Source organism: Actinopolymorpha sp. NPDC004070 (assembly GCF_040610475.1).
In the GTDB taxonomy this organism is placed as follows: domain Bacteria; phylum Actinomycetota; class Actinomycetes; order Propionibacteriales; family Actinopolymorphaceae; genus Actinopolymorpha.
Window position 1 is genome coordinate 91,309 of the sequence record NZ_JBEXMJ010000018.1, and the last position, 20,554, is coordinate 111,862.

The 20,554-nt window shown below is 71.1% G+C and carries 16 protein-coding genes; 10 read left to right on the plus strand and 6 right to left on the minus strand.

All coding sequences use genetic code 11. The annotated features are described in order from the left end of the window. Window positions 1-269: 269 nt before the first annotated feature. Together ABZV93_RS26700 and ABZV93_RS26705 are read left to right on the plus strand one after the other, a co-directional pair. Window positions 270-1,220: a M23 family metallopeptidase gene (locus ABZV93_RS26700; RefSeq protein ID WP_354941294.1), complete on the plus strand. Its 951-nt coding sequence runs from the start codon at window positions 270-272 to the stop codon at window positions 1,218-1,220. Between the two features lie 106 nt (window positions 1,221-1,326). Further along, entirely contained in the window at window positions 1,327-2,886 is a 1,560-nt protein-coding gene (locus ABZV93_RS26705; protein ID WP_354941296.1) for a serine/threonine-protein kinase, read from the plus strand. A gap of 31 nt (window positions 2,887-2,917) precedes the next feature. Here the strand turns inward: ABZV93_RS26705 and ABZV93_RS26710 are convergent, their stop codons facing one another. The 4 genes from ABZV93_RS26710 to ABZV93_RS26725 form a co-directional block, all read right to left on the minus strand. Further along, window positions 2,918-3,307, minus strand: a complete 390-nt coding sequence (locus tag ABZV93_RS26710) for a hypothetical protein (RefSeq protein WP_354941298.1) — start codon at window positions 3,305-3,307, stop codon at window positions 2,918-2,920. 177 nt (window positions 3,308-3,484) lie between these two features. Continuing rightward, on the minus strand, window positions 3,485-4,582 hold the full coding sequence (locus ABZV93_RS26715; RefSeq protein ID WP_354941300.1) for an NAD(P)-binding domain-containing protein: 1,098 nt from the start codon (window positions 4,580-4,582) through the stop codon (window positions 3,485-3,487). Between the two features lie 73 nt (window positions 4,583-4,655). After that, window positions 4,656-5,444, minus strand: a complete 789-nt coding sequence (locus tag ABZV93_RS26720) for a phytanoyl-CoA dioxygenase family protein (protein ID WP_354941302.1) — start codon at window positions 5,442-5,444, stop codon at window positions 4,656-4,658. 191 nt (window positions 5,445-5,635) lie between these two features. Next, window positions 5,636-6,949, minus strand: a complete 1,314-nt coding sequence (locus tag ABZV93_RS26725) for a hypothetical protein (RefSeq protein ID WP_354941304.1) — start codon at window positions 6,947-6,949, stop codon at window positions 5,636-5,638. 448 nt (window positions 6,950-7,397) lie between these two features. Between ABZV93_RS26725 and ABZV93_RS26730 the strand changes: the two genes are divergently transcribed. Genes ABZV93_RS26730 through ABZV93_RS26750 form a run of 5 tightly spaced genes read left to right on the plus strand, consistent with a single transcriptional unit; the run spans window position 7,398 to window position 13,238 of the window. Continuing rightward, on the plus strand, window positions 7,398-9,212 hold the full coding sequence (locus ABZV93_RS26730; protein WP_354941306.1) for an ABC transporter substrate-binding protein: 1,815 nt from the start codon (window positions 7,398-7,400) through the stop codon (window positions 9,210-9,212). A 4-nt stretch (window positions 9,213-9,216) separates the two neighbouring features. After that, window positions 9,217-10,221: an ABC transporter permease gene (locus ABZV93_RS26735; RefSeq protein WP_354941308.1), complete on the plus strand. Its 1,005-nt coding sequence runs from the start codon at window positions 9,217-9,219 to the stop codon at window positions 10,219-10,221. Window positions 10,222-10,223: 2 nt separating this feature from the next. Continuing rightward, window positions 10,224-11,135, plus strand: a complete 912-nt coding sequence (locus tag ABZV93_RS26740; protein WP_354941310.1) for an ABC transporter permease — start codon at window positions 10,224-10,226, stop codon at window positions 11,133-11,135. Then, a complete protein-coding gene (locus ABZV93_RS26745) occupies window positions 11,132-12,169 on the plus strand; it encodes an ABC transporter ATP-binding protein (protein WP_354941312.1) in 1,038 nt (345 codons plus the stop codon). Before ABZV93_RS26740 ends, ABZV93_RS26745 begins: the two co-directional genes overlap by 4 nt. Beyond that, entirely contained in the window at window positions 12,150-13,238 is a 1,089-nt protein-coding gene (locus ABZV93_RS26750) for an ABC transporter ATP-binding protein (RefSeq protein WP_354941314.1), read from the plus strand. Before ABZV93_RS26745 ends, ABZV93_RS26750 begins: the two co-directional genes overlap by 20 nt. Window positions 13,239-13,250: 12 nt before the next feature. Here ABZV93_RS26750 and ABZV93_RS26755 read toward each other — a convergent pair whose 3' ends face one another. After that, window positions 13,251-14,711, minus strand: coding sequence for an LCP family protein (locus ABZV93_RS26755; protein WP_354941316.1), 1,461 nt, complete (start codon window positions 14,709-14,711; stop codon window positions 13,251-13,253). A 190-nt stretch (window positions 14,712-14,901) separates the two neighbouring features. Continuing rightward, entirely contained in the window at window positions 14,902-16,611 is a 1,710-nt protein-coding gene (locus ABZV93_RS26760) for a transposase (protein WP_354941318.1), read from the minus strand. A 235-nt stretch (window positions 16,612-16,846) separates the two neighbouring features. Between ABZV93_RS26760 and ABZV93_RS26765 the strand changes: the two genes are divergently transcribed. From ABZV93_RS26765 to ABZV93_RS26775, 3 genes are all read left to right on the plus strand, one after another. Continuing rightward, a complete protein-coding gene (locus ABZV93_RS26765; RefSeq protein ID WP_354941325.1) occupies window positions 16,847-19,438 on the plus strand; it encodes a bifunctional FO biosynthesis protein CofGH in 2,592 nt (863 codons plus the stop codon). Continuing rightward, entirely contained in the window at window positions 19,435-20,070 is a 636-nt protein-coding gene (gene ribA, locus ABZV93_RS26770) for a GTP cyclohydrolase II (RefSeq protein ID WP_354941320.1), read from the plus strand. The genes ABZV93_RS26765 and ribA overlap by 4 nt, the downstream gene beginning before the upstream one ends. 206 nt (window positions 20,071-20,276) lie before the next feature. After that, window positions 20,277-20,554: alpha-amylase family glycosyl hydrolase (locus tag ABZV93_RS26775; protein WP_354941321.1), on the plus strand; the 278-nt coding region annotated here is incomplete at its 3' end.

Below are 20,554 nucleotides of genomic sequence, written 5' to 3' on the forward strand. Positions count from 1 at the left end.
AATCCGGACACCGCGGTTGGCAGACGTCCCGTCGATCCCGCAAACTTCCCAAGGTCGGCCACGGGGGCCGAACCGGCAACACAACGCAAAAGCACCTCGCACCACGGCTCCCGGAAGGCTTCCGGCGCCCGGCACATCTGCCGGCGTCCACCGCTCGTCGCCTGATCTTCCTGTGCTCACGTCCCCGCCCGCTCGGCGGCGCGTGAGCGTGACCCCCGCGTCCTGGGACGTGCCGTGAACGCGCCACCACGACGAAGAGAGATCGCTCGATGCCGCCAGGACTGCCCCGCCGTACGTCGGCCCGACATCGCTCCGACGGCCCCGACAGGTCTCGTACTCCCCGCCGGCCGCTGCGTGTTCTCGCCGTCGTCGCCGGCGTGCTCTCCCTCGTCGCGGGTGCGGTGACCCCGTGGATCCTCGCCCGCCAGGCCGGGCACCTCGACGACTCCGCCACCAAGGCCGCGGCGTACGACACGGTGGGCGGGCAGGTCGACGCCGCCCGCGAGCGCGCCGAGCGGGAGCGCGCGTCCCGCTCCCGGACCCGCGTCGCGCCGCCGGCGACACCGACCGCCACGCCCACACCCACGGCGACCAGGAAGGCCACGCCGACCGCGAAGCCGAAGCCGAAGCCGGAGCCGAAGGTCACCAAGAAGGCCCCGCCGAAGCCGAAGGCCACCAGGAAGGCCAGCCCGAAGCCGAAGGCCACCAGGAAGCCGGTCGTCCAGAAGCGGGTCCCGAAGGCGACCCGCTCCAGCGACGGCCGCCCCGACTTCGCGCTGCCGGCCAGGTGCGGCACCAGGCTGCGGTTCACGACGTACGCCGGACACGCCCCGGACGACATGAAGATCGACTTCTTCAACGAGAGCGGGCCGACCGACGGCATGGTCGTGGTGGCCTCCGCGGCCGGCACCGTGGTCAAGCTGTCCGAGCCGGGCGGTGTGAAGATCGACCACGGCAACGGCTGGTACACCATGTCCCTGCACATGCGGGAGCGCGACGTCTCCGTCGGCGAGAAGGTCGGCCAGGGCGAGCGGATCGGCCTCGCCGGCGCCGTCGGCACCGGCGTCTCCCACCTGCACTACGAGCAGATCTACGACAGCAACCACGACGGCTGGGCCGACAGCCCGGGCGAGATCACCTACTCGCGGCTGCAGGGCAAGCGGTACGCGCTGCAGCCCGACGGCGACGGGCCCGTGGTGGCCAGCACGAACTCCTGCTGAGGTCTCACTCCGCGTCCGGCGTACCGGCGACCCCCTAAGCTCGGCCGTGAACGCGGGAACAGTCGCCGGTACGCCCGGCCGACGCCTCGGGACGGAGTGAGTGCACGTGCGGCCCCTGGGACCAGCCGACCCGACCCGGGTCGGCGCGTACTCCCTGCGCGGCCGACTGGGCGGCGGCGCGATGGGCACTGTCTACCTCGGCACCTCTCCGGGGGGCCGGGCGGTCGCGGTGAAGGTCGCCCGCACCGACCTGGCCGACGACCCGGACTTCCGCGAGCGGTTCCGGCGCGAGGTGGCGATGGCCCGTTCGGTCGGCGGGTTCTGGACGGCGGGGGTCGTCGACGCCGACCCGGAGGCGCCCCAGCCGTGGCTGGCCACGGAGTACGTCGTGGGTGCCACCCTCCAGCAGGCGGTGTCGGAGCACGGCCCGCTGCCCGCGCCCGCCGTACGCCGGCTGGCGGCCGGTCTCGCCGAGGCCCTGCAGGCGATCCACGCGGCCGGGCTGATCCACCGTGACCTCAAGCCGTCCAACGTGCTGCTCGCCGCCGACGGGCCCCGGGTGATCGACTTCGGTATCTCCCAGGCGCTGGAGGGAGTGCGGCTGACCGCGACCGGGGAGTTCCTCGGGACGCCCGGCTACCTGGCGCCCGAACAGATCAGCGGCGCCGACGTCGGCCCGGCCACCGACCTCTTCGCGCTCGGCGCCGTGCTCGCGTTCGCCGCGACCGGGCAGGGTCCGTTCGGCAGCGGACCGACCGAGGCGCTGATGTACCGCGCGATGCACGACGAGCCCACCCTCGACGGCGTGTCCTCCGATCTCGCCGGCGTGGTGCGGGCCTGCCTGGACCGCGATCCCGCTCGCCGCCCGACGCCCGGGCAGGTGCTGGACCGGATCGGGGGCCTCGCCCCGCCAGGCCCGGACGGGGCGGACTGGCTGCCGGCGCCGGTGCGGACCCTCGTGCAGCAGTACGCCACCCAACTGCACACGACTCCCGCTCCGGAGGTGCCCTCCGCCGAGCAGAAGGTGCCTGCGTCCGCCGGGCCGGCCGGGCCGCAGGCGCGGCCGTACGCCGAGCAGGACGCTTCACCGCCCGCCGGGCTGGACAGGCGCCCCGCCGAACCCGCCCGGCAACCCGCCCGGCCATCCGCCGACGGCGGCACGGTTCGCTTCACCACCAACCGGCTGCCCGGGCTGATCATCGCGGCCTGCCAGCTCCTCGTCGGGATCGTCTCGCTCCGTTGGGCCGGGCAGGCGTCCGGCTCCGACCCGGTGATGCGGGTCGTCGCGCTGGTCGCCTTCCTCGTGCTGTTCGTCCTCGCCACCAGGCACCTGATCCGCTCGGCACGCCGGGGATACACGCTGGAGCTGAACCGGCAGAGCCTGGTCGCGGCGAAGGGACGGCAGCGCTGGGAGATCCCGTGGGAGACGGTCGCACGGGTGCGGGTGGTCGGCGACCGGTCCGAGCCGTGGGTGGTGGTGTGGCTGGTGGACGGCTGGACGCCGCCGCGCAAGCTCGCCGGCCGGGTGTTCCGCAGGTACCACGGTGGCTACCGGCTCTATCCGGTCGGCCACCAGGACGGTCGCCGCTCGCGCGTCCGGGAGATCGAGGAGGTGCGGTCGGCGCTCGCCTGGCACGCCCGGCGCGCCTTCGACCCCAGCGCCTGACGCCCGGCCGGGTGACCGGCTGTCCGGAGGATCAGCCGCCGTCGGACTGGTCGTGTCTCGGGTCGTACGCCGCGACCCAGTAGTACCCACCGTCCGGCTCGTAGTCGTAGATCAGCGCTGTCGACCCGGCGGGCAGGTCCTCCTCGCCGTTCTGGCGTACCTGGATCCGGGTCGCCGGCCCGTCCGGCCCGGGCGCGTCGGCGGTGCCGACGTAGCGGTCGACCCGCACCGAGCGGGTGGTGCACACCTGGCCGAGGAGCGCGCGGTGGGAGGCGAACGGGTCGGCCTCCGGTGCGGCGCCCCTGCGTTGGCACAGCCGGTCCAGCCGGCCGGCCGATCCCGCCGGCGCGACCGCGACGAGCAGGACGGCCAGCGATATGACGGCGACCAGCACGATGGCGAGCGCGGCGTACGCGTCCATCGGTCCCCTCCCCCCGCCACCACGCGCACGTCCTGGGCGAGGTGGCGCAGGGACTATACCGCGCCGACGATCATCGTCAGGCGGCTCAGGCGAGAAGCGCGGCGGCCATCGCCTTGGCCTGGGGCGGCTCCCCGGGCCGGCGACGTCCGGCGACCGGGGCCGGCCGGTGGCGGAAGGTCAGCCGGTGTCCTGAGCCGGCAGGTCTCTCGCCAGCAGTCGGACCACCTCCCGCGCGGCCGCCCGGCCGGCGCGGTTGGCTCCGACCGTGCTCGCCGACGGTCCGTACCCCACCAGGTGCAGGCGCGGCTGCGCGACCACCCGGGTGCCGTCCATCACGATCCCGCCACCGGGCTCGCGCAGCCGCAGCGGCGCGAGGTGGCCGAGGTCGGGGCGGAAGCCGGTCGCCCACACGATCACGTCGGCCGGCACGAACCGTCCGCCGGACCACACCACACCGGTGGGCAGGATCCGGTCGAACATCGGCAGCCGGGTCAGAGCGCCCTTGCGCAAGGCCTCCTTGACAACAGTGGTGTACGCCAGGCCGGTCACGCTGACCACGCTCTGCGGCGGCAGACCCGCACGGACCCGTTCCTCCACCCGCGCCACGGCGGCCCGGCCGTCCTCGCGGGTGAAGCTGTCACGGAACACCGGCGGGCGGCGGGTCACCCAGGTGGCCGCGGCGGCCACGTCCGCGATCTCGGACAGGATCTGAGCGGCGGAGTTGCCGCCACCCACCACGACCACGCGCCGGCCGGCGAACTCCGCCGGGCCGCGGTAGCCGGCCGAGTGCAGTTGCCGGCCGGTGAAGTCGGCGGCGCCGGGGTAGGCCGGCCAGTAGGGCCGCCGCCAGGTGCCGGTCGCGTTGATCACGGCGCGGGCCGCCCACTCCCGTTCGCCCGCGCGGACCAGGAGCCGGTCGCCGGACTCGTGGACGGTGTCCACCCGCTCCGGACGCAGCACCGGCAGGGCGTTGCGGCGTTCGTACGCGGCGAAGTAATCGGTCACCACCTCGGCCACCGGCCGGTCGGCGTCGATCTCGCCGGGGCCGAACCGGCTGCCCGGCAGGTCGAAGATGCCGTGCACCTTGGCCATGGTGAGCGTGGCGGGCCGGTGCCGCCACGCACCGCCGGGCGACGGGGCGGCGTCCAGCACCACGAACCCGGTACCGGGCGCCGCCCCGTCGCGCCGCAGGTGGTACGCACTGGACAGACCCGCCTGCCCGGCGCCGATCACCACCACGTCGACCTCGTGCCGCGTCTCGTCCGAGCTGCCCACGCATCGTCCAACCAGCGGAGCGGCCGAAGCCTTCCCGGCGGCGGGACGGTGCGGGGTCAGCCCGGACGCGGGGTCACTGCTGGTGCTGGTCGGGGTCGACAGGCGCCGCCGAGAAGATCGATCGAACGTGGTCGGGCCAGGCCCGCCAGGTGGCCGCGGGCACCCGCAGCGACTTCGCCCGCCAGGACAGCCAGCCGCGCTGGTAGACGACGGCGAGCATCGAACGAGCCTCGCCGGACCGGTTGGGCACACCTCGGTGCCACAGCCGCAGGTCGCGGACCACCGCGGCGCCGGCCGGCACGTCCATCCGGGCCGAGGCCAGCGCCTCCGCCCTGGTGGTGAGGTCGACGTCGGCGTCGTCGGCCGAGTCCACGATCAGGTGGGAGGCCGGCCAGACCTCCGTACTCCCGTTCTCCCGGGTGAAGTCGCACAGCGGGATGTTGACGACGACGGCCGTCGTGGGGGTGGGCACGCCGAGGTCGGTGCCGAACACCGGGCCGGCGTCGCGGTGCACCCGTTGGTACGTCGAGCCCGGGAAGGCGGTGTTGGAGTTGTAGTACGAACAGTGGAAGTCCTCACCGAGGATGCCGGTCAGCACCCGCAGCAGCAGCGGATGCGCGACGGTCTCCACGTCGGAGAACGGCGGCACCAGGGGCAGTTGCATCTGCACGTGTTTGGCGCCGTCGGTGGGTTGGACCCGCTGTGAGGTGTCGTGGCCGAGTTCGGCTCGCAGCAGGTCGTCGTACGCCGAACGCAGGGCCGCCACCCGCGCCGCGTCGAACACCTCCGGCAGCACCAGCAGGCCCGAGTCCCGGAAGGTGCGCAGCGCCGTCATCAGGTCGGCATCGTCTCTTCGGTCCACGGGCCCGCCCTTCTCCGTCGTTCACCCAGCCCGTGAAGGTATGTGCGCGGCGTTTGGGAAATCAAGGAAACCGGAGCGGAAGCGGCCGACTGCGGACAGCTGCCCGAACGCTCGATCACCGCCGATCACGGCGTGGTAGCAGTCCTGTCACGACCAACCGTCGGACGGCGGGGCGAGCGGTCAGCGAGCTGTCAGGACTCCTGCAACGACATCTCGGGGTAACGCGGCGAGGGCCGGTCGAACAACGTGGTCGGCCGGTCGCGCAGCCAGCGGTCGAAGTACGCCGCGACGTAGGCCCGCTGGACCAGCACCGACCGGTGCGGCGTGATGGTGCCGATGTCCTCGGCCACGGTGGCGGCGGGCAGGTCCAGCGGGCCGGCGGCCTGGGCGACCAGCGTCTGCGCGTCCGCGTAGGAGTGGTGCCGCGAGCCCAGCAGGGTCAGCTCCCGCTTCCAGCCCCGGCCGTTGCCGTGGAACGCATGCCAGGACGGCTCGGTGTCGTTGTTCGGCGTGTCGCTGCCGAGGAGGAGGAACGGCCGGTCCACCCCTTCGGTCACCGCGGGCGGCAGGTCGCCGGCCGGGTCCGCCGGGTCCATACCGAGGTTGCCGTCGAAGTTCGCCCCCGCCCGGATCCGGTCGTCGGCGGCCATCGCCAGCAGGGCGGCCAGACCGCCGGCGGACTTGCCGTACATCCCGATCCGGGTGAGGTCCAGCACCCGGATCAGCCCGTGCGGGAGGCCCGCCGGCCGGGCGAGCACGTCGAGGACGAACCGCACGTCGGCCACGCGGACCGACATCGCCTTGTGCACCCAGGTGCGCGGGTCCGGCGCGGGCGGGAGCATCGTCGCCACGGTGCCGTCGGGGAACTCCACCGCCGGCGACTCGTAGGTGTGGTCGACGCACACCACGACATAGCCACGGCTCGCGAGGTCCGCCGCCTGCGCCGTGGCGAACGAGCGGGGCTCGCCGAGTCCCGGCGAGTACAGCAGGACGGGGTGGCGGCCGTGGGCAGCCGGCACGTCGCGAAGGACGTGGGTGTGGACACGTTCCCAGTCGATGGCGCCGGCGGGCAGGCCGAGGCCCAGGAGCCGGTTCGCCGTGTCGTCGAACGTCGCGGCCTCGCCTGGCAGCATGTACGCCGGTCGCCGCCGGTGACGTGGATCCTGGCGGTGCGCCGGATCCGCCGGATCCGCCGGGTGGAAGAGCGTCACCATCAGCGCGCGCCGGGCGTTCGTGTCGTGCCACGGGTCGGCGCGCCGGTTGTCCACCAGGCACAGCCGGCTCGCTCCCACCGGGTACGGCCCGGACGGTGCGGGCAGCCGCAACCGCAGCCGGGACCGATGTCCCGTCGCCCGCGGTGCGCCGGTCCCGGCGGCCGAGGCTGGGCCGGCGCCCGCCACGTCGAGCGACCCGAGCGCCGCGGCCAGCCCGGCCAGCAGCGGGGCGGCGAGGACCGACCGCCGGCGGACGGTCGTGTGTTCGGACGTTGAACGCGAAGGTGTCATGCGGCGGACACTACGAAAGCCCTGCCCGGCAAGGCGTCCACCCACGGAGCCAGGTTCGGCGTCATACCGCGGAGCCACCGATACCAACCTGGTATGGCCGAGAAGGTCGCTCTCATTGACACTTCACCCCCTCGTCGTTAGCGTCCCGATCACGTCTTCGCCGCCGGTGCGTCATGCCCGCCGGCGAGCCGTGCTCACGCACCGAACGCAGCACTGCCATGCAACGAACACCCGCACCGCAGCACGTTCGCAGGACAACGCTCCACATGCATTGAAACGCTCCACACGCATTGAGATGTGAAGTCACCACACGCAGTTTCCAGACCTCGTGGGCGAGGCGGTGAGCATGCGTACGGCCGTCTTCCCGCGCTCCGTACCGCTGTGTCCTCCTTCGCCCCGGGTCGTGGCTCGACCTTGCTGACAGCTGGGCTGATCGCTGGAGGTACGCATGTCTCCCATGTCGCCGGACGGTTCGCGACGCGACTTCCTGAAGCTCACCGGACTCGCCACGTCCGGCCTGGTGCTCGCCGCGGCCTGCGGCACCCCGGAGGCGCCACCCGGACCGCAACCCACGCAGACGTCATCCCGTCCGGTCCCGCGCGGCAAGCCGAAGTCGGTGCCGAGGGAGAAGACCCTGATGCTCGCCAACGGCGACGGCTCCGACGTCGGCATCTGCAACCCGTACGCCTCCGGCTTCAACCACCAGCGCGGGCTGGCGGCGATGTTCGAGCCGCTCTACTTCTACTCGGCGTTCACCGGCGAGACGATCCCGTGGCTGGCGGACGGGCAGCCCACCTACACCTCCGACAACACCAAGGTCACCATCAAGACCCGCAAGGACGCCAGTTGGAGTGACGGAAAGCCGTTCACCGCGGGCGACGTGGCGTTCACCCTGACGATGCTCAAGGACAAGAAGAACACCGCGATGCAGTACTCCGCGGACATGCGGGAGTGGGTGAAGAGCGCCCGGGCGATCGACGACAACACCGTCGAGATCAGCTTCACCAAGCCGGCACCGAGGTTCGTCTTCGACTACCTGTACATGAAGAACGACCTGGGCATCTTCCTGGTACCCGAGCACATCTTCTCCCAGCAGAAGAAGCTGACGGAGTTCCTCTTCTACGACCCGGGCAAGAAGTGGCCGGTCGTCACCGGCCCCTACCAGATGGTCGACTGGACCAACCAGCGACGGCTGCTGGACCGGCGCGACGACTGGTGGGCGGCCAAGGCCGGGATCGCCCAGCAGCCCGGACCCGAGCGGGTCATCGTCGTTCCGTTCACCGACCCGACCAACACCGCGCAGCGGCTGATCAACAACGAGCTGGACTCCTCACTCGACCTGCGGCCGCCGGTGATCAAGCAGGTGGTGAAGGAGAACCCGAAGATCGTCACCTGGAGCGGACGTTCCGCACCCTACGGCTACATCGACTGGTGGCCGCAGTCACTGTTCTTCAACTGCGCGGTCCCGCCGTACAACGACCCGGACGTGCGGCGTGCGGTCAACCACGCCATCGACCGCGACCAGCTGGTGTCGGTGGGATACGAGGGGGCCGGGACGATCTCGCAGCTGCCGTTCCCCAACTTCCCGCCGCTGCAGAAGTACTTCGACGCACTGCAGCCCACCTTGGACCGCTACCCGACCAACGCCCACGACCCGGCGAAGACCGAGCAGATCATGACCAGCAAGGGGTTCAAGAAGGACAACCAGAACCTCTGGGTGGACAAGTCCGGCAAGCGGCTGGACGCCACGATCTACGGTCTGCAGGACCTCACCACCGACTACGGCCCCATCCTCGCCGAGCAGTTGCGGGCCGCCGGGTTCAACGCCTCCCACCAGGCGCCCTCCGACAGTTACACCCGGATCGCCGACGGCTCGGCGAAGCTGTTCCTGTTCGGCTTCGCAGGCGCCATCGCCGACCCCTACCCCTCGCTGGAACTGATGCACTCCCGGCACGTGTCGAAGATCGGCGTGCAGGGGGACGTCAGCAGCCGGTGGAAGAACGCCGAGTACGACAAGATCGTGGAGCGGATGAGCGGCCTGCCGGTCGGTGACCCGGGCGAGCTGCCGTTGTTCCTGCAGGCGATGGAGATCTACCTCAAGAACCTCCCGCACACCCCGATCGTGCAGTGGCTACACCGGATTCCGTACAACACGACGTACTGGACCGGCTGGCCCACCAAGTCCGACCCGTACCTGCCGGGTGCGTTCTGGTTCAAGACCCTTCCGCTGGAGCTCAGCCACCTCAAGTCCGCGAAGGGGTGAGTCGGTGTCGTGGCGTTACCTCGTTCGCCGCATCCTGTTGCTGTTGCTGGTGATGTGGACCGCGGCGACGATCAACTTCTTCATCCCGAAGCTCAGTCCGCGCGACCCGATCAAGGAACGCCTGCAGCTCGCCGCGACCCAGGGTGGGCGCAACCAGACCGGTCTGCAGGCGATGGCCGACGCCTACGCCCATCAGTACGGCCTGGACCAGCCGCTGTGGAAGCAGTACCTGCACGCCCTGCTGAAGGTGGTGCAGTTCGACTACGGCTACTCGATCTCGCAGTACCCGCGGACGGTCAACTCCGTCATCGGTGACGCCCTGCCGTGGACCATCTGCCTCGGCCTGGTGTCGATCCTGATCGCGTTCGTCGTCGGCACGGTCCTGGGTGCGCTGCTCGGCTGGCCGCGGTCGCCCGGCTGGCTGCGGGCACTGGTCCCGGTGAGCATGCTCACCAGCGCGGTGCCGGCGTTCGTGCTCGGCTTCCTGCTGATCTACCTGTTCGCGTTCCGGCTGAAGGCGTTCCCGCTGGCCGGGGCATACTCCCAGACCGCCAACCCCGGCTGGAGTCTGAGCTTCGCCGGCGACGTCCTCGACCACGCGTTCCTGCCCGCGATGGCGCTGGTGTTGTTCCAGATGGGCGGCCAGGCGCTGCAGATGCGCGGGCTGATGGTGATGACCGTCGGCGAGGACTACATCACCTTCGCCGACGCCAAGGGACTGCGGCCGCAGCGGGTGTTCCTGCGGTACGCCGTCCGCAACGCGCTGCTGCCCCAGGTGACCGGCCTGGTGATGTCGCTCGGCACGTTCATCTTCTCCACCGTGCTGGTGGAGACGTTGTTCGCCTACCCCGGGCTGGGCGGCCTGATCAACTCCGCGATCCAGGTGCTGGACTTCAACCTGCTCTACGGAATCACCATGATCCTGGTCTTCGCGGTGTGCATCGCCACCCTGGCCGTGGACCTGATCTATCCCCTGCTCGATCCCCGCATCCGCTACGACCGGAGGTGAGCATGGTCACCCCTGCAACGACCTCGATGACCATGCCGGGCCGGCAGGCCTGGACCGGTCGTGCCGGCTCGTTCCTGCGCTACGTCCGCCGCAACCCACTGCTGGCGGTGGGGCTGATCATCTTCCTCGCCCTGGTGCTGTTCTCCACTGCCGGAAGCTTCCTCGTGGACACCGTCAAGGCGCCCTACCCGCTGGCGGCGCCGGCCAGCCTGGCGCCGTCCTGGGACTATCCGTTCGGCACCGACGCCCAGGGCCGGGACATGCTCGCGGTGATGATCGTGGGCACCCGGCTGAGCCTGAAGATCGGCCTGCTGGCCGGATCGATCGGTCTGGCCGTCGGCATCGTGCTCGGCCTCATCTCGGCGTTCTACGGCGGCTGGATCGACAGTGCCATCCGCTGGATCGTGGACGTGATGTTCACCATCCCGAGCTTCCTGGTGATGGTGGTCATCGCCTCGCTGCTGCAGCAGTACATCTCGATCGAGAACATGGCGTTCATCCTGGCGGCGTTCGCCTGGCCCGGACCGACCCGCGGCATCCGGGCGCAGGTGCTGTCGCTGCGCGAACGGCAGTTCATCCAGATGGCGCGCCTGTCCGGGATGCGCGGGCCGGAGATCATCATCCGCGAGCTGCTGCCCAACCTCGCGCCGTTCCTGCTGGCGGGCTTCGTCGGCGCGCTGATCGGTGCGGTCTACGGAGCACTCGGCCTGGAGCTGCTCGGCCTGGGCTCGCAACGGGAGCCCACGCTGGGGATGACGTTCTTCTGGATGCAGAAGTACTCCGCGCTGCTGCGCAACCTGTGGTGGTGGTGGGGCATCCCGATCGCCATCATCATCTTGCTGATCCTCTCGCTGTACTTCATCTCCTTCGCCCTCGACGAGTGGGCCAACCCGCGTTCCCGGAGGTCCGCATGAGCTCCGCGTCCACCGCGTCCCCCGCCTCCTCGGCAGCGTCCGAGGCGCCGACGAGGCCGGTGCTGTCGGTACGCGACCTGCGGGTGGAGTACCACACCGACACCGGCGTGGTGCGGGCCGTGAACGGCATCTCCTTCGACCTGATGCCCGGTGAGCGGATGGGCCTGGTCGGGGAGTCCGGCTCGGGCAAGTCCACCGTCGCCCTGGCGCTGATGCGGATGATCCGCCGGCCGGGGCGGATCGCCGGGGGTCAACTGCTCCTTGACGGCACCGACCTGGTGCCGTTGCCGGAGCGGGCGATGCGTGCCCGCCGGGCGCGGGAGATCGCGATGATTCCCCAGGGTGCGATGAACTCCCTCAACCCGGTGGCCCGGATCGAGGACCAGATCATCGACACGCTGGAGGACCACGCGGACGGGCGTACGTCCAGGAAGGTCCTGCTGGACCGGGCCCGGGAGGCCCTCGAGTCGGTCGGGCTGCGCCGCGAGGTCGGCCGGATGTATCCGCACGAGTTGTCCGGTGGAATGAAGCAGCGCGCCTGCATCGCCATCGCCATCGCCATGCGGCCCAAGGTGGTGATCGCCGACGAGCCCACGTCCGCGCTGGACGTCGTCGTGCAGCGTCAGGTGATGGACACCATCGTGCGGCTGCAGCAGGAGCTGCACGTCGCGGTGATCCTGATCGGGCACGACATGGGGCTGATGGCGCAGTCGGTGGACCGGCTGGCGGTGATGTACGCCGGCAAGTTCGCCGAGCTCTCCCCCATCCGGGACATCTTCGCCGAGCCGCTGCACCCGTACACCAACCTGCTGATCGAGAGCCTGCCCAAGCTGGAGGACCGCGGCACGTTCCACGGCATCCCCGGGCTGCCACCCTCACTGAAGTCGCTGCCGCCCGGCTGTCTGTTCCATCCGCGGTGCCCACGGGTGATGGACGTGTGCCGCACCACCGTGCCGGCCTACCGCGAGCACCGGCCCAACCAGTTCGCCGCCTGTCACCTGCACGAGGAGCACCATGGCGAAGCCGACCACTGACCAGGGGGTCGCCACCGCGGCCGGGAGCGCACGGACGCACGCGCCGCTGATCGAGCTGCGCAACGTCACCAAGGTGTACGGCGGCCGGGTGCTGTCCCGCAACGCCACCGTCGCCCTGGACGACGTCTCCCTCACCGTCGCCGGTGACACCCCGCAGATCATCTCGGTGGTGGGCGAGAGCGGCAGCGGCAAGACGACGTTGGCGTCACTGCTGATGGGCTTCATCTCGCCCACGTCGGGCACGATCCACTACCAGGGCAGCGATGTCGCGAGCCTCGGCGGTGCCCGGATGCGGGAGTTCCGGCGCGACGTCCAGGCGGTGTTCCAGGACCCGTTCTCGGTCTTCAACCCGTTCTACAAGGTCGACCACGTGCTGACGGTGCCGATCGCGAAGTTCCGGTTGGCGAAGTCGCGGGCGGACCGGCACGACCTGATGGTCTCGGCGCTGGAGACGGTGGGGTTGCGCGCCGACGAGACCCTCGGCCGGTATCCGCACCAGCTGTCCGGTGGCCAGCGCCAGCGGGTCACGGTGGCCCGGGCACTGATGATGCGGCCCAAGCTGATCGTGGCCGACGAGCCGGTCTCGATGGTGGACGCCTCACTGCGGGCGACGATCCTGGAGAGCCTGCGTACTGTCAACCAGACGTTGAAAGTGCCGATCCTCTACATCACCCACGACCTCGGCACCGCCTACCACGTGAGCGACCACATCCTGGTGATGTACCGCGGGACCATCGTCGAGGCCGGCGACGTCGAGTCGGTGATCGGGGCGCCCAAGCATCCGTACACCCAACTGCTCATCGACTCGATTCCGTGGCCGGACCCGCTGCGGCCGTGGGGGCAGCAACGCGCCCGGAGCAGCGAGAACGTCACCGTGCCCGAGGACCACCAGGGCTGCCGGTTCGCCGACCGCTGCCCGGCGGTGATGGCGAAGTGTGTGGAGAACGCGCCGCCGCCCTACCTCACCGGTCCCGACCACGCCGCGACCTGCTTCCTGCACGCCGAGCAGCCCGCCCTGCCCAAGGAGAGGCTGAGCGAGCTGCTCACCGTGTCGGCGCCGAAGTCCTAGCCACAGAGCCGGCTAGGGCTTCTTGGGGCCCTTGTAGGCGCAGGCGTCGTCGAGGTCGACCGCGGCCTGCGGCGTGGCGCTGTCCTTCTCGCTCTCGCGGATGGCCTGCTTCACCCGGTTGTGGATGAAGTCGTAGTCGGGGTGACCGGACTTGATCAGCTGGTTGGTGAACGCGACGTTGCTGACGTCGGCCTTCTTCACCTTCAGGGACAGGTCGACGACCGCCGGCAGGAGGTTCTGCGGGATGTCGGTCAGCACGATGTCCTTCGCCGTCCGGGCCAGCGCTTCGTACCTCGTCAGCAGCTTCACCGGGTCGGCCTGGTCGACGATCGCCTTGACGGTGCAGCGCTGCCGCAGCATCCGTGCGTAGTCGTCGGCGCCGTACCGCGCGCGGGAGAACCACAGGGCGTGGAACCCGTCGAGGTGCTGGTTGGGTCCGGGCTGGATCCAGCCACCGGGCTTGAGACCGGCCGACGACTCGCCACCCATCGGGATCTTGGTGTTGATGTTGACGGTGATGCCGCCCAGCGCGTCGACCAGCTCCCGGAAGCCCTCGAGGTTGACGAGGACGTAGTAGTCGATGTTCAGACCGGTGGCGCCGCCGGCGGCGAGCTTGACCGCGTCCGCGCCCGGGTTGTCACTCTTCAGCAGGCCGGGATGCTGCTCGGGAACGTTCCGGTAGACCGCGGTGAGCATCCATTCCAGCTCGCTGCCCTTGCCGTCGAAGATGCCGTTCGGGTAGGCCTTGGCGAGCACCGACCCCTTGGGGAACGGGATCTTCTCCAGGTTGCGCGGGAGGCTGAAGAGCACGGTGTTGCCGGTGTGGGTGTCGATGCTGGCGATGATGACCGTGTCGGTGCGTACGCCCACCCGGTCCGGTCCGCCGTCGCCGCCGAGCAGCGCGATGTTCAGCCTCGGCTTGCCGGCCCAGGGATCCTTCACCGACACGTGTTTGGGCGCGGTGGCGCTGCGGCTGTGCGGGCTGGCGAAGACGTTCTGTACGACGTCCTTCTGCACCAGTGCGTAACGTCCGCCGACGCCGAGCGGCACCACGGTCACCAGCGCGAGCAGCGCGACCAGGCCGTATCCCATGACCCGCTGGAACGTCGCGACGCCGCGCGGCAGCAGGGAGCGGTAGGTCGCGACGATGACGCACACCCAGGCCAGCGCCACAGCGGGCAGCACCACGCCGATGACGACCAGCGCACCGGGCTGAACGGCCCAGTGCAGCACGGTGTCGCGGTGCAGCAGCAACAGATAGCCGAGGAAACCGGCGACGAGCGCGGCCAGCACCACGATCGCCCAGCCGATCTTCCGCCGGCCCGCTATCACCAGGCCACTGCCGGGAATGATCGTTCCGAGCACGGTGAATCCCAGTGCCCGGCCATATCCACGCTGGCGGCGGCGAGTTTTGTCGTACTGCTCGTAGTGGTACGACAAAGGCCCCTTGCCCTGCTGTTCGTCCTCGCGCATATCCGGAACCTCTCCCGCGTGCCACTAGGTCCAAACCCGTTGGGCAGGACTCGTGGAAAGCCCGGAGAACCCTTTTACTTTCCTTGCCCGAATGACACATGCACGCCAATCGTGGGCCCGAATTCGGCGCCGACACAATAGCCGGGTGTGACAATTCAGGTACGTTCCGCGACTGTCGTTACGGCCCGCGTCAGCGCGGGCCGGGCGTCCACTCGTCCAGGCCGAACACCGTGCACAGCCGGCGCTGCAGGGGATCGAGGTCGACCAGCACCCGGCGTGCGCGTGGCCGCCCGCCGGTCGACGGGTAGGAGACGACGGTCTCCTCGATGCCGGCCAGCCGCGTGAAGAGGTCGCGGACCGACAGGTCGACTCCCGCGTGCTGTGCGCGCCGCCGCATCACGTGCGCGACCGTGGTGGCGAGCAGGCACACCAGCGAGTGCACCGCCACGCGTTCGTCGGTCCACCGCCACCGGGGCGACGGTGCGGACGTCACCGGGGCGACGAACTGGCGCAGGGTCGCCTCGAGGCGGTAGCGCGCGCGATAGGCGGTGAGTACGTCGGCGACCGGCCAGTCGTCGTGGTCGGTGACCAGCACCTGCTTGCCGAACACCTCGTGCCGCAGCCGGGCGAGCGCCGCCTCGTCCACCCTCCAGCGCAGACGCGGCCCGTCCTCGCCGCCGCTCAGGCTGGTGGAGAGCACGCGCTCGACCCAGCGGAAGCGGGTGATGCGGGCGACCTCCGCGGCCACCTGCTCCCGTGACCGGTGCAGCGTACGGCGTTCCAGAGACCCGGCGAGGTCGGCCAGCCGCCGGGTGGCGCTGCTCAGGTCCCGGGCGAGGGCCTGCGTCTGCGCCGCACGCAGCGCGGTGGAGTGCACCAGGATGACCCTCCGGTCGACTCCCGCGACCCGGACGCGGGTGTCCAGTGCGGTGACGCCCGGAAACCGCTCCCGGTCGACCGCCCGCCGTCCCGTCGCCGGCCGCGCGGCCAGCTCGGGATGGTCGGTCAGCGGCAGCGAGGCGACGAAGTGCCTGACGGTACGCGCGGCGAAGTCGACCTCGGCGGACTGGCCCGCGTCCACCACGACCGTCACCGGCGCCCGGCCACCGAGCCCGGCGTACCGGGCGGCGAGCCGCTCACTGAGCACCGTGAACGCGGTGGTCGACGGGTCGCCGTGCCGGTAGAGCTCGGCGGTCAGCGGGACCGCGCCGTCCAGGGTGACCGCCGCCGCCAGGCCGGCCAGCCACGGTTCGGCCGCCGAGTCATCGACGCCGGCGTCGGCATCGGCGGGACCGGCGTACGTCGTGAAGTGGGGTACGTCGAGCACGAGCACCGGCCCGGCCGGCTCGAGGTGTTCGGCCGGCCCGGCGGCGGGCTCGGTGAGTTCGGTCCGCAGCCGGTCGAGCACGCCTGCCTCGAGCAGCCGTCGCCGGTCCGGTCCGAGCCTGCGCATCGCCCGCCAGAACGCCCGGTGGTCCAGCGCGCCCGGGTCGATCCGCGGCCTGACGAACCGCTGCCCCGCCGTGGTCGACCACCACTCGCCGAGGTCGACGTCGCCCGGCTCGGACTCCGGGGCGACCGTCTGCCGGGCCACCGCCAGTGCGAGGTAGGTGCCGACGGAGACCCGGCCCCGGCCGGGCCCGACGAGCCCGTCCACCAGGTCCGCCACGGCGAGGTCGGTGAGCACCCGCCAGACCGCCGCGACGTCGCCGAAGGCGAGATGCCGGGTGTGCTCAGGTGTGGGCGCCGGGCCGCGCCCGCCCGCCAGCGCCGCGGCGATGTCCTCGGCGCTGCCGAGGTAACGCTGGGCCACCACCCGAGGCGCTCCCCCGACCCGGGCGGACTCCGCGAGGTAGTAGAAGGTCCGGCCGTTCACCGTCTTGCCGATCACCGACGCCATACTTTAGGTAATACCGTCTCAGGGAAGATCTCGCCACCCGTCCATTCCGCTGTGACCAGCGCGGACGGCATTTCCGCGGGTGTCAACGACGCCTTGCCGGGGCCGCCCGGCGGCTGTGTGGTGGCGAGTCCCCGGCGCGGCGGCCTAGCGTTCGGGCGTGGATTCCCAGCGCACGCCGAAGCCGTCCGCCACCTCCGCCACCACGGCCGTGACGGTCGCACCGCCGACCGCGAGCATGCCGGCGGAGCCCGCACCGCCGGCGTCGGCGATGCGGCGTGCCCTGGCCCGGGCCGGTGCCGGCAAGACGCTGAACGTCGACGAGGCGGCCGTTCTGCTGCACGCCCGCGACACCGACCTCGACACGCTCACCGGGCACGCCTCCCGGGTGCGCGACGCCGGTCTGGTCGCCGCCGGCCGCCCGGGCGTGATCACCTACAGCCGGAAGGTGTTCATCCCGCTGACCCGGCTGTGCCGGGACCGCTGCGGCTACTGCACGTTCGTCACCGTGCCCGGCCGGCTGCCCGCGCCCTACCTCAGTCCCGACGAGGTGCTCGACATCGCCCGCCAGGGCGCGGCGATGGGCTGCAAGGAAGCGCTGTTCACCCTCGGCGACCGGCCGGAGGACCGTTGGGACGCAGCGCAGGAGTGGCTGGACGAGGCGGGCTACGACGACACGCTCTCCTACGTACGCGCGATGGCGATCCGCGTCCTGGAGGAGACCGGACTGCTGCCCCACCTCAACCCCGGCGTGCTGTCCTGGCGTGACCTGCAGCGGCTGAAGCCGGTGGCGCCGTCGATGGGGATGATGCTGGAGACCACGGCGCGCCGGTTGTTCACCGAACGCGGCGGGCCCCACTTCGGCTCACCGGACAAGGACCCCGACATCCGGCTGCGGGTGCTGGAGGACGCCGGCCGCAGTGCCGTGCCGTTCACCACCGGACTGCTCATCGGGATCGGTGAGACGCACCACGAGCGCGCCGAGGCACTGTTCGAGATCCGCCGGATCGCCCGCACCTACGGCGGCATCCAGGAAGTCATCGTCCAGAACTTCCGCGCCAAGCCGGACACGAAGATGCGGTCCGCACCCGACGCGGACCTGCGCGACCTGGCGGCGACCATCGCGGTCGCCCGCCTCGTGCTGGGGCCGAGCGTGCGGATCCAGGCGCCGCCGAACCTCATCGACGACGAGTACGCGCTGATGCTCGCGGCCGGGATCGACGACTGGGGTGGCGTCTCGCCGCTCACTCCCGACCATGTCAACCCCGAACGCGCCTGGCCGCAGGTGGCCGACCTGGCCCGTCGGACGGCGTCGGGCGGCTTCGAACTGCGGGAGCGGCTGACGATCTACCCCGAGTACGTCCGCGCCGGCGAGCCCTGGCTCGACCCACGCCTGCGCCGGCACGTGCAGGCGCTCGTCGACCCGGCCACCGGCCTCGCGAACGAGGACGCGATCCCGGCCGGCCTGCCCTGGCAGGAACCCGACGGCGGCTGGCCGGCCGACGCCGGCACCGGCCGTACGGACCTGCACGTCACCGTGGACACCGAGGGCCGCACCGACGACCGGCGTACCGACTTCGACTCGGTCTACGGCGACTGGGACGAGCTCGCCGGACAGGTTTCCAAGGCACCGCAGCGCTTCGACGCCGACGTCAAGGCCGCCTTGCGCCGGGCCGAACACGACCCGGCCGGGCTGAGCGACGACGACGCGCTGGCACTGCTGCACGCGGACGGCGCCGAACTCGAGGCACTCACGAAGCTGGCCGACGACCTGCGCCGGGAGGCGGCCGGCGACGACATCACGTTCGTGGTGACGCGCAACATCAACTTCACCAACGTCTGTTACACCGGTTGCCGGTTCTGCGCGTTCGCCCAGCGGCGCACCGACGCCGACGCCTACACGTTGTCCCTGGAACAGGTGGGCGACCGGGTGGACGAGGCGTGGGAGGCCGGTGCGACCGAGATCTGCATGCAGGGCGGGATCCACCCCGACCTGCCGGGCACGGCGTACTTCGACCTGGCGGCCGAGGTCAAGCGCCGCCGGCCGGACATACACCTGCACGCGTTCAGCCCGATGGAGGTCATCAACGGCGTCTCGCGGACGAACCTGCCCATTCGTGAGTGGCTGCAACGGGCACGCGAGGCCGGTGTGGACTCGTTGCCGGGAACGGCCGCGGAGATCCTCGACGACGATGTCCGCTGGACGCTGACCAAGGGAAAGCTGCCCACGGCGAGTTGGACGGAGGTGGTGAGCACCGCGCACGACCTCGGCATCCCCACCACCTCGACGATGATGTACGGCCACGTGGACACTCCCGCGCACTGGGTCGGCCACATCAAGCTGATCGCTTCCCTGCAGCGCCGGAGCCTGGAGGCCAACGGGCGGCCGGGATTCACCGAGTTCGTGCTGCTGCCGTTCGTGCACACCAGCGCGCCGATCTACCTCGCGGGTCTGGCCCGCCCGGGACCGACGCCGCGGGAGAACCGCGCCGTGCACGCGCTGTCCCGGTTGCTGCTGCACGGGCTGGTGGACAACATCCAGTGCTCCTGGGTGAAGCTCGGGCCCGAGCTGTGCCGTTCGGTGCTCGACGGCGGTGTCAACGACCTCGGCGGAACGCTGATGGAGGAGACGATCAGCCGGATGGCGGGCGCCGACAACGGGTCGTACAAGACCATCAGCGACCTGCGCGCACTGGCGGCGCCGACCGGTCGGCCGCTGAAGCAGCGCACCACCGGGTACGGCGTGCCCGACCCGGAGCGGGTGGCCGCCGCCGAGGCCAGCGACGGGGTGTGCGCCGCCGTCCGCCGGCCCCTGCCGCTGCTGACATGACCGCCCAGCGGATGCCCGCGGCCGGCTCGCCCGCGGCCGGTCCGGTGGAGCGGGCGGCGTCGACCCGGCTGCCCACGGAGTACGGCGACTTCACCGCGTACGGCTACCGCACCGCCCGCGGTGTCGACCACCTCGCGTTGGTACGCGGCGACGTGGCCGACGGCACCGAGACGCTGGTCCGGTTGCACTCGGAGTGCCTGACCGGCGACGTGCTCGGCTCGTTGCGCTGCGACTGCGGACCGCAACTCCGCCTCGCGCTGGCCGCGATCGCCGCGGCCGACCGGGGCGTGATCGTCTATCTGCGCGGCCACGAGGGGCGCGGGATAGGCCTCGCGGCCAAGCTCGCGGCGTACGCACTGCAGGACGACGGGCACGACACGGTCGACGCCAACCTCGCGCTGGGGCTGCCCGCGGACGCCCGCGACTACGCCGACGCCGCGGCGATCCTCGCCGACCTCGGCGTCGTCGATGTCAGGTTGCTGTCCAACAATCCGGCCAAGGCAGCAGGCCTTTGCGAGGGTGGCATCCGCGTCGTCGGACGCGAACCGCTGGTGGTCGCGGCCAATCCGGAGAACGCCGGGTATCTCGCCACCAAGCGGGACAGGTTCGGGCACATCCTGCCGACCGGTTGATCGTCACCCGTCCCGGGCGCGCGGTGTCAATCCCGGCTTGCGCCGTCGGCCGAGGGGCCAGATCGGGCCGACCGCGCTGCGTTCTTACGTACCTGCCTAGGTATGGCTACCGATGCACGACGAGGGTCCTGGTGCGAGCGTGGGAAAGGTCCCACCAGATCGATGACCAAAGTCCCACGCTTCCCAGGCCCCAAGGTCCACAGCACATGCCTCCGAAGATCAACGCCACGCAGGACTCCCTCCGGCAGCGGTTCGCGCCCACGGCGGCCGCGGCGGCCGCGACGGCTGTCGCCGAGCCGCCCCTGCGACCCGCCCCGGACGTCTCCGTTCGTGGCCTGGGGTCGGAGTGGTGGCGGCGGGCGGTTGTGTACCAGGTGTATGTGCGGAGCTTTTGTGATGGTGACGGTGATGGTGTGGGGGATCTGGCGGGTGTGGTGGCGAAGTTGCCGTATCTGGCGGGTCTGGGTGTGGACGGGTTGTGGCT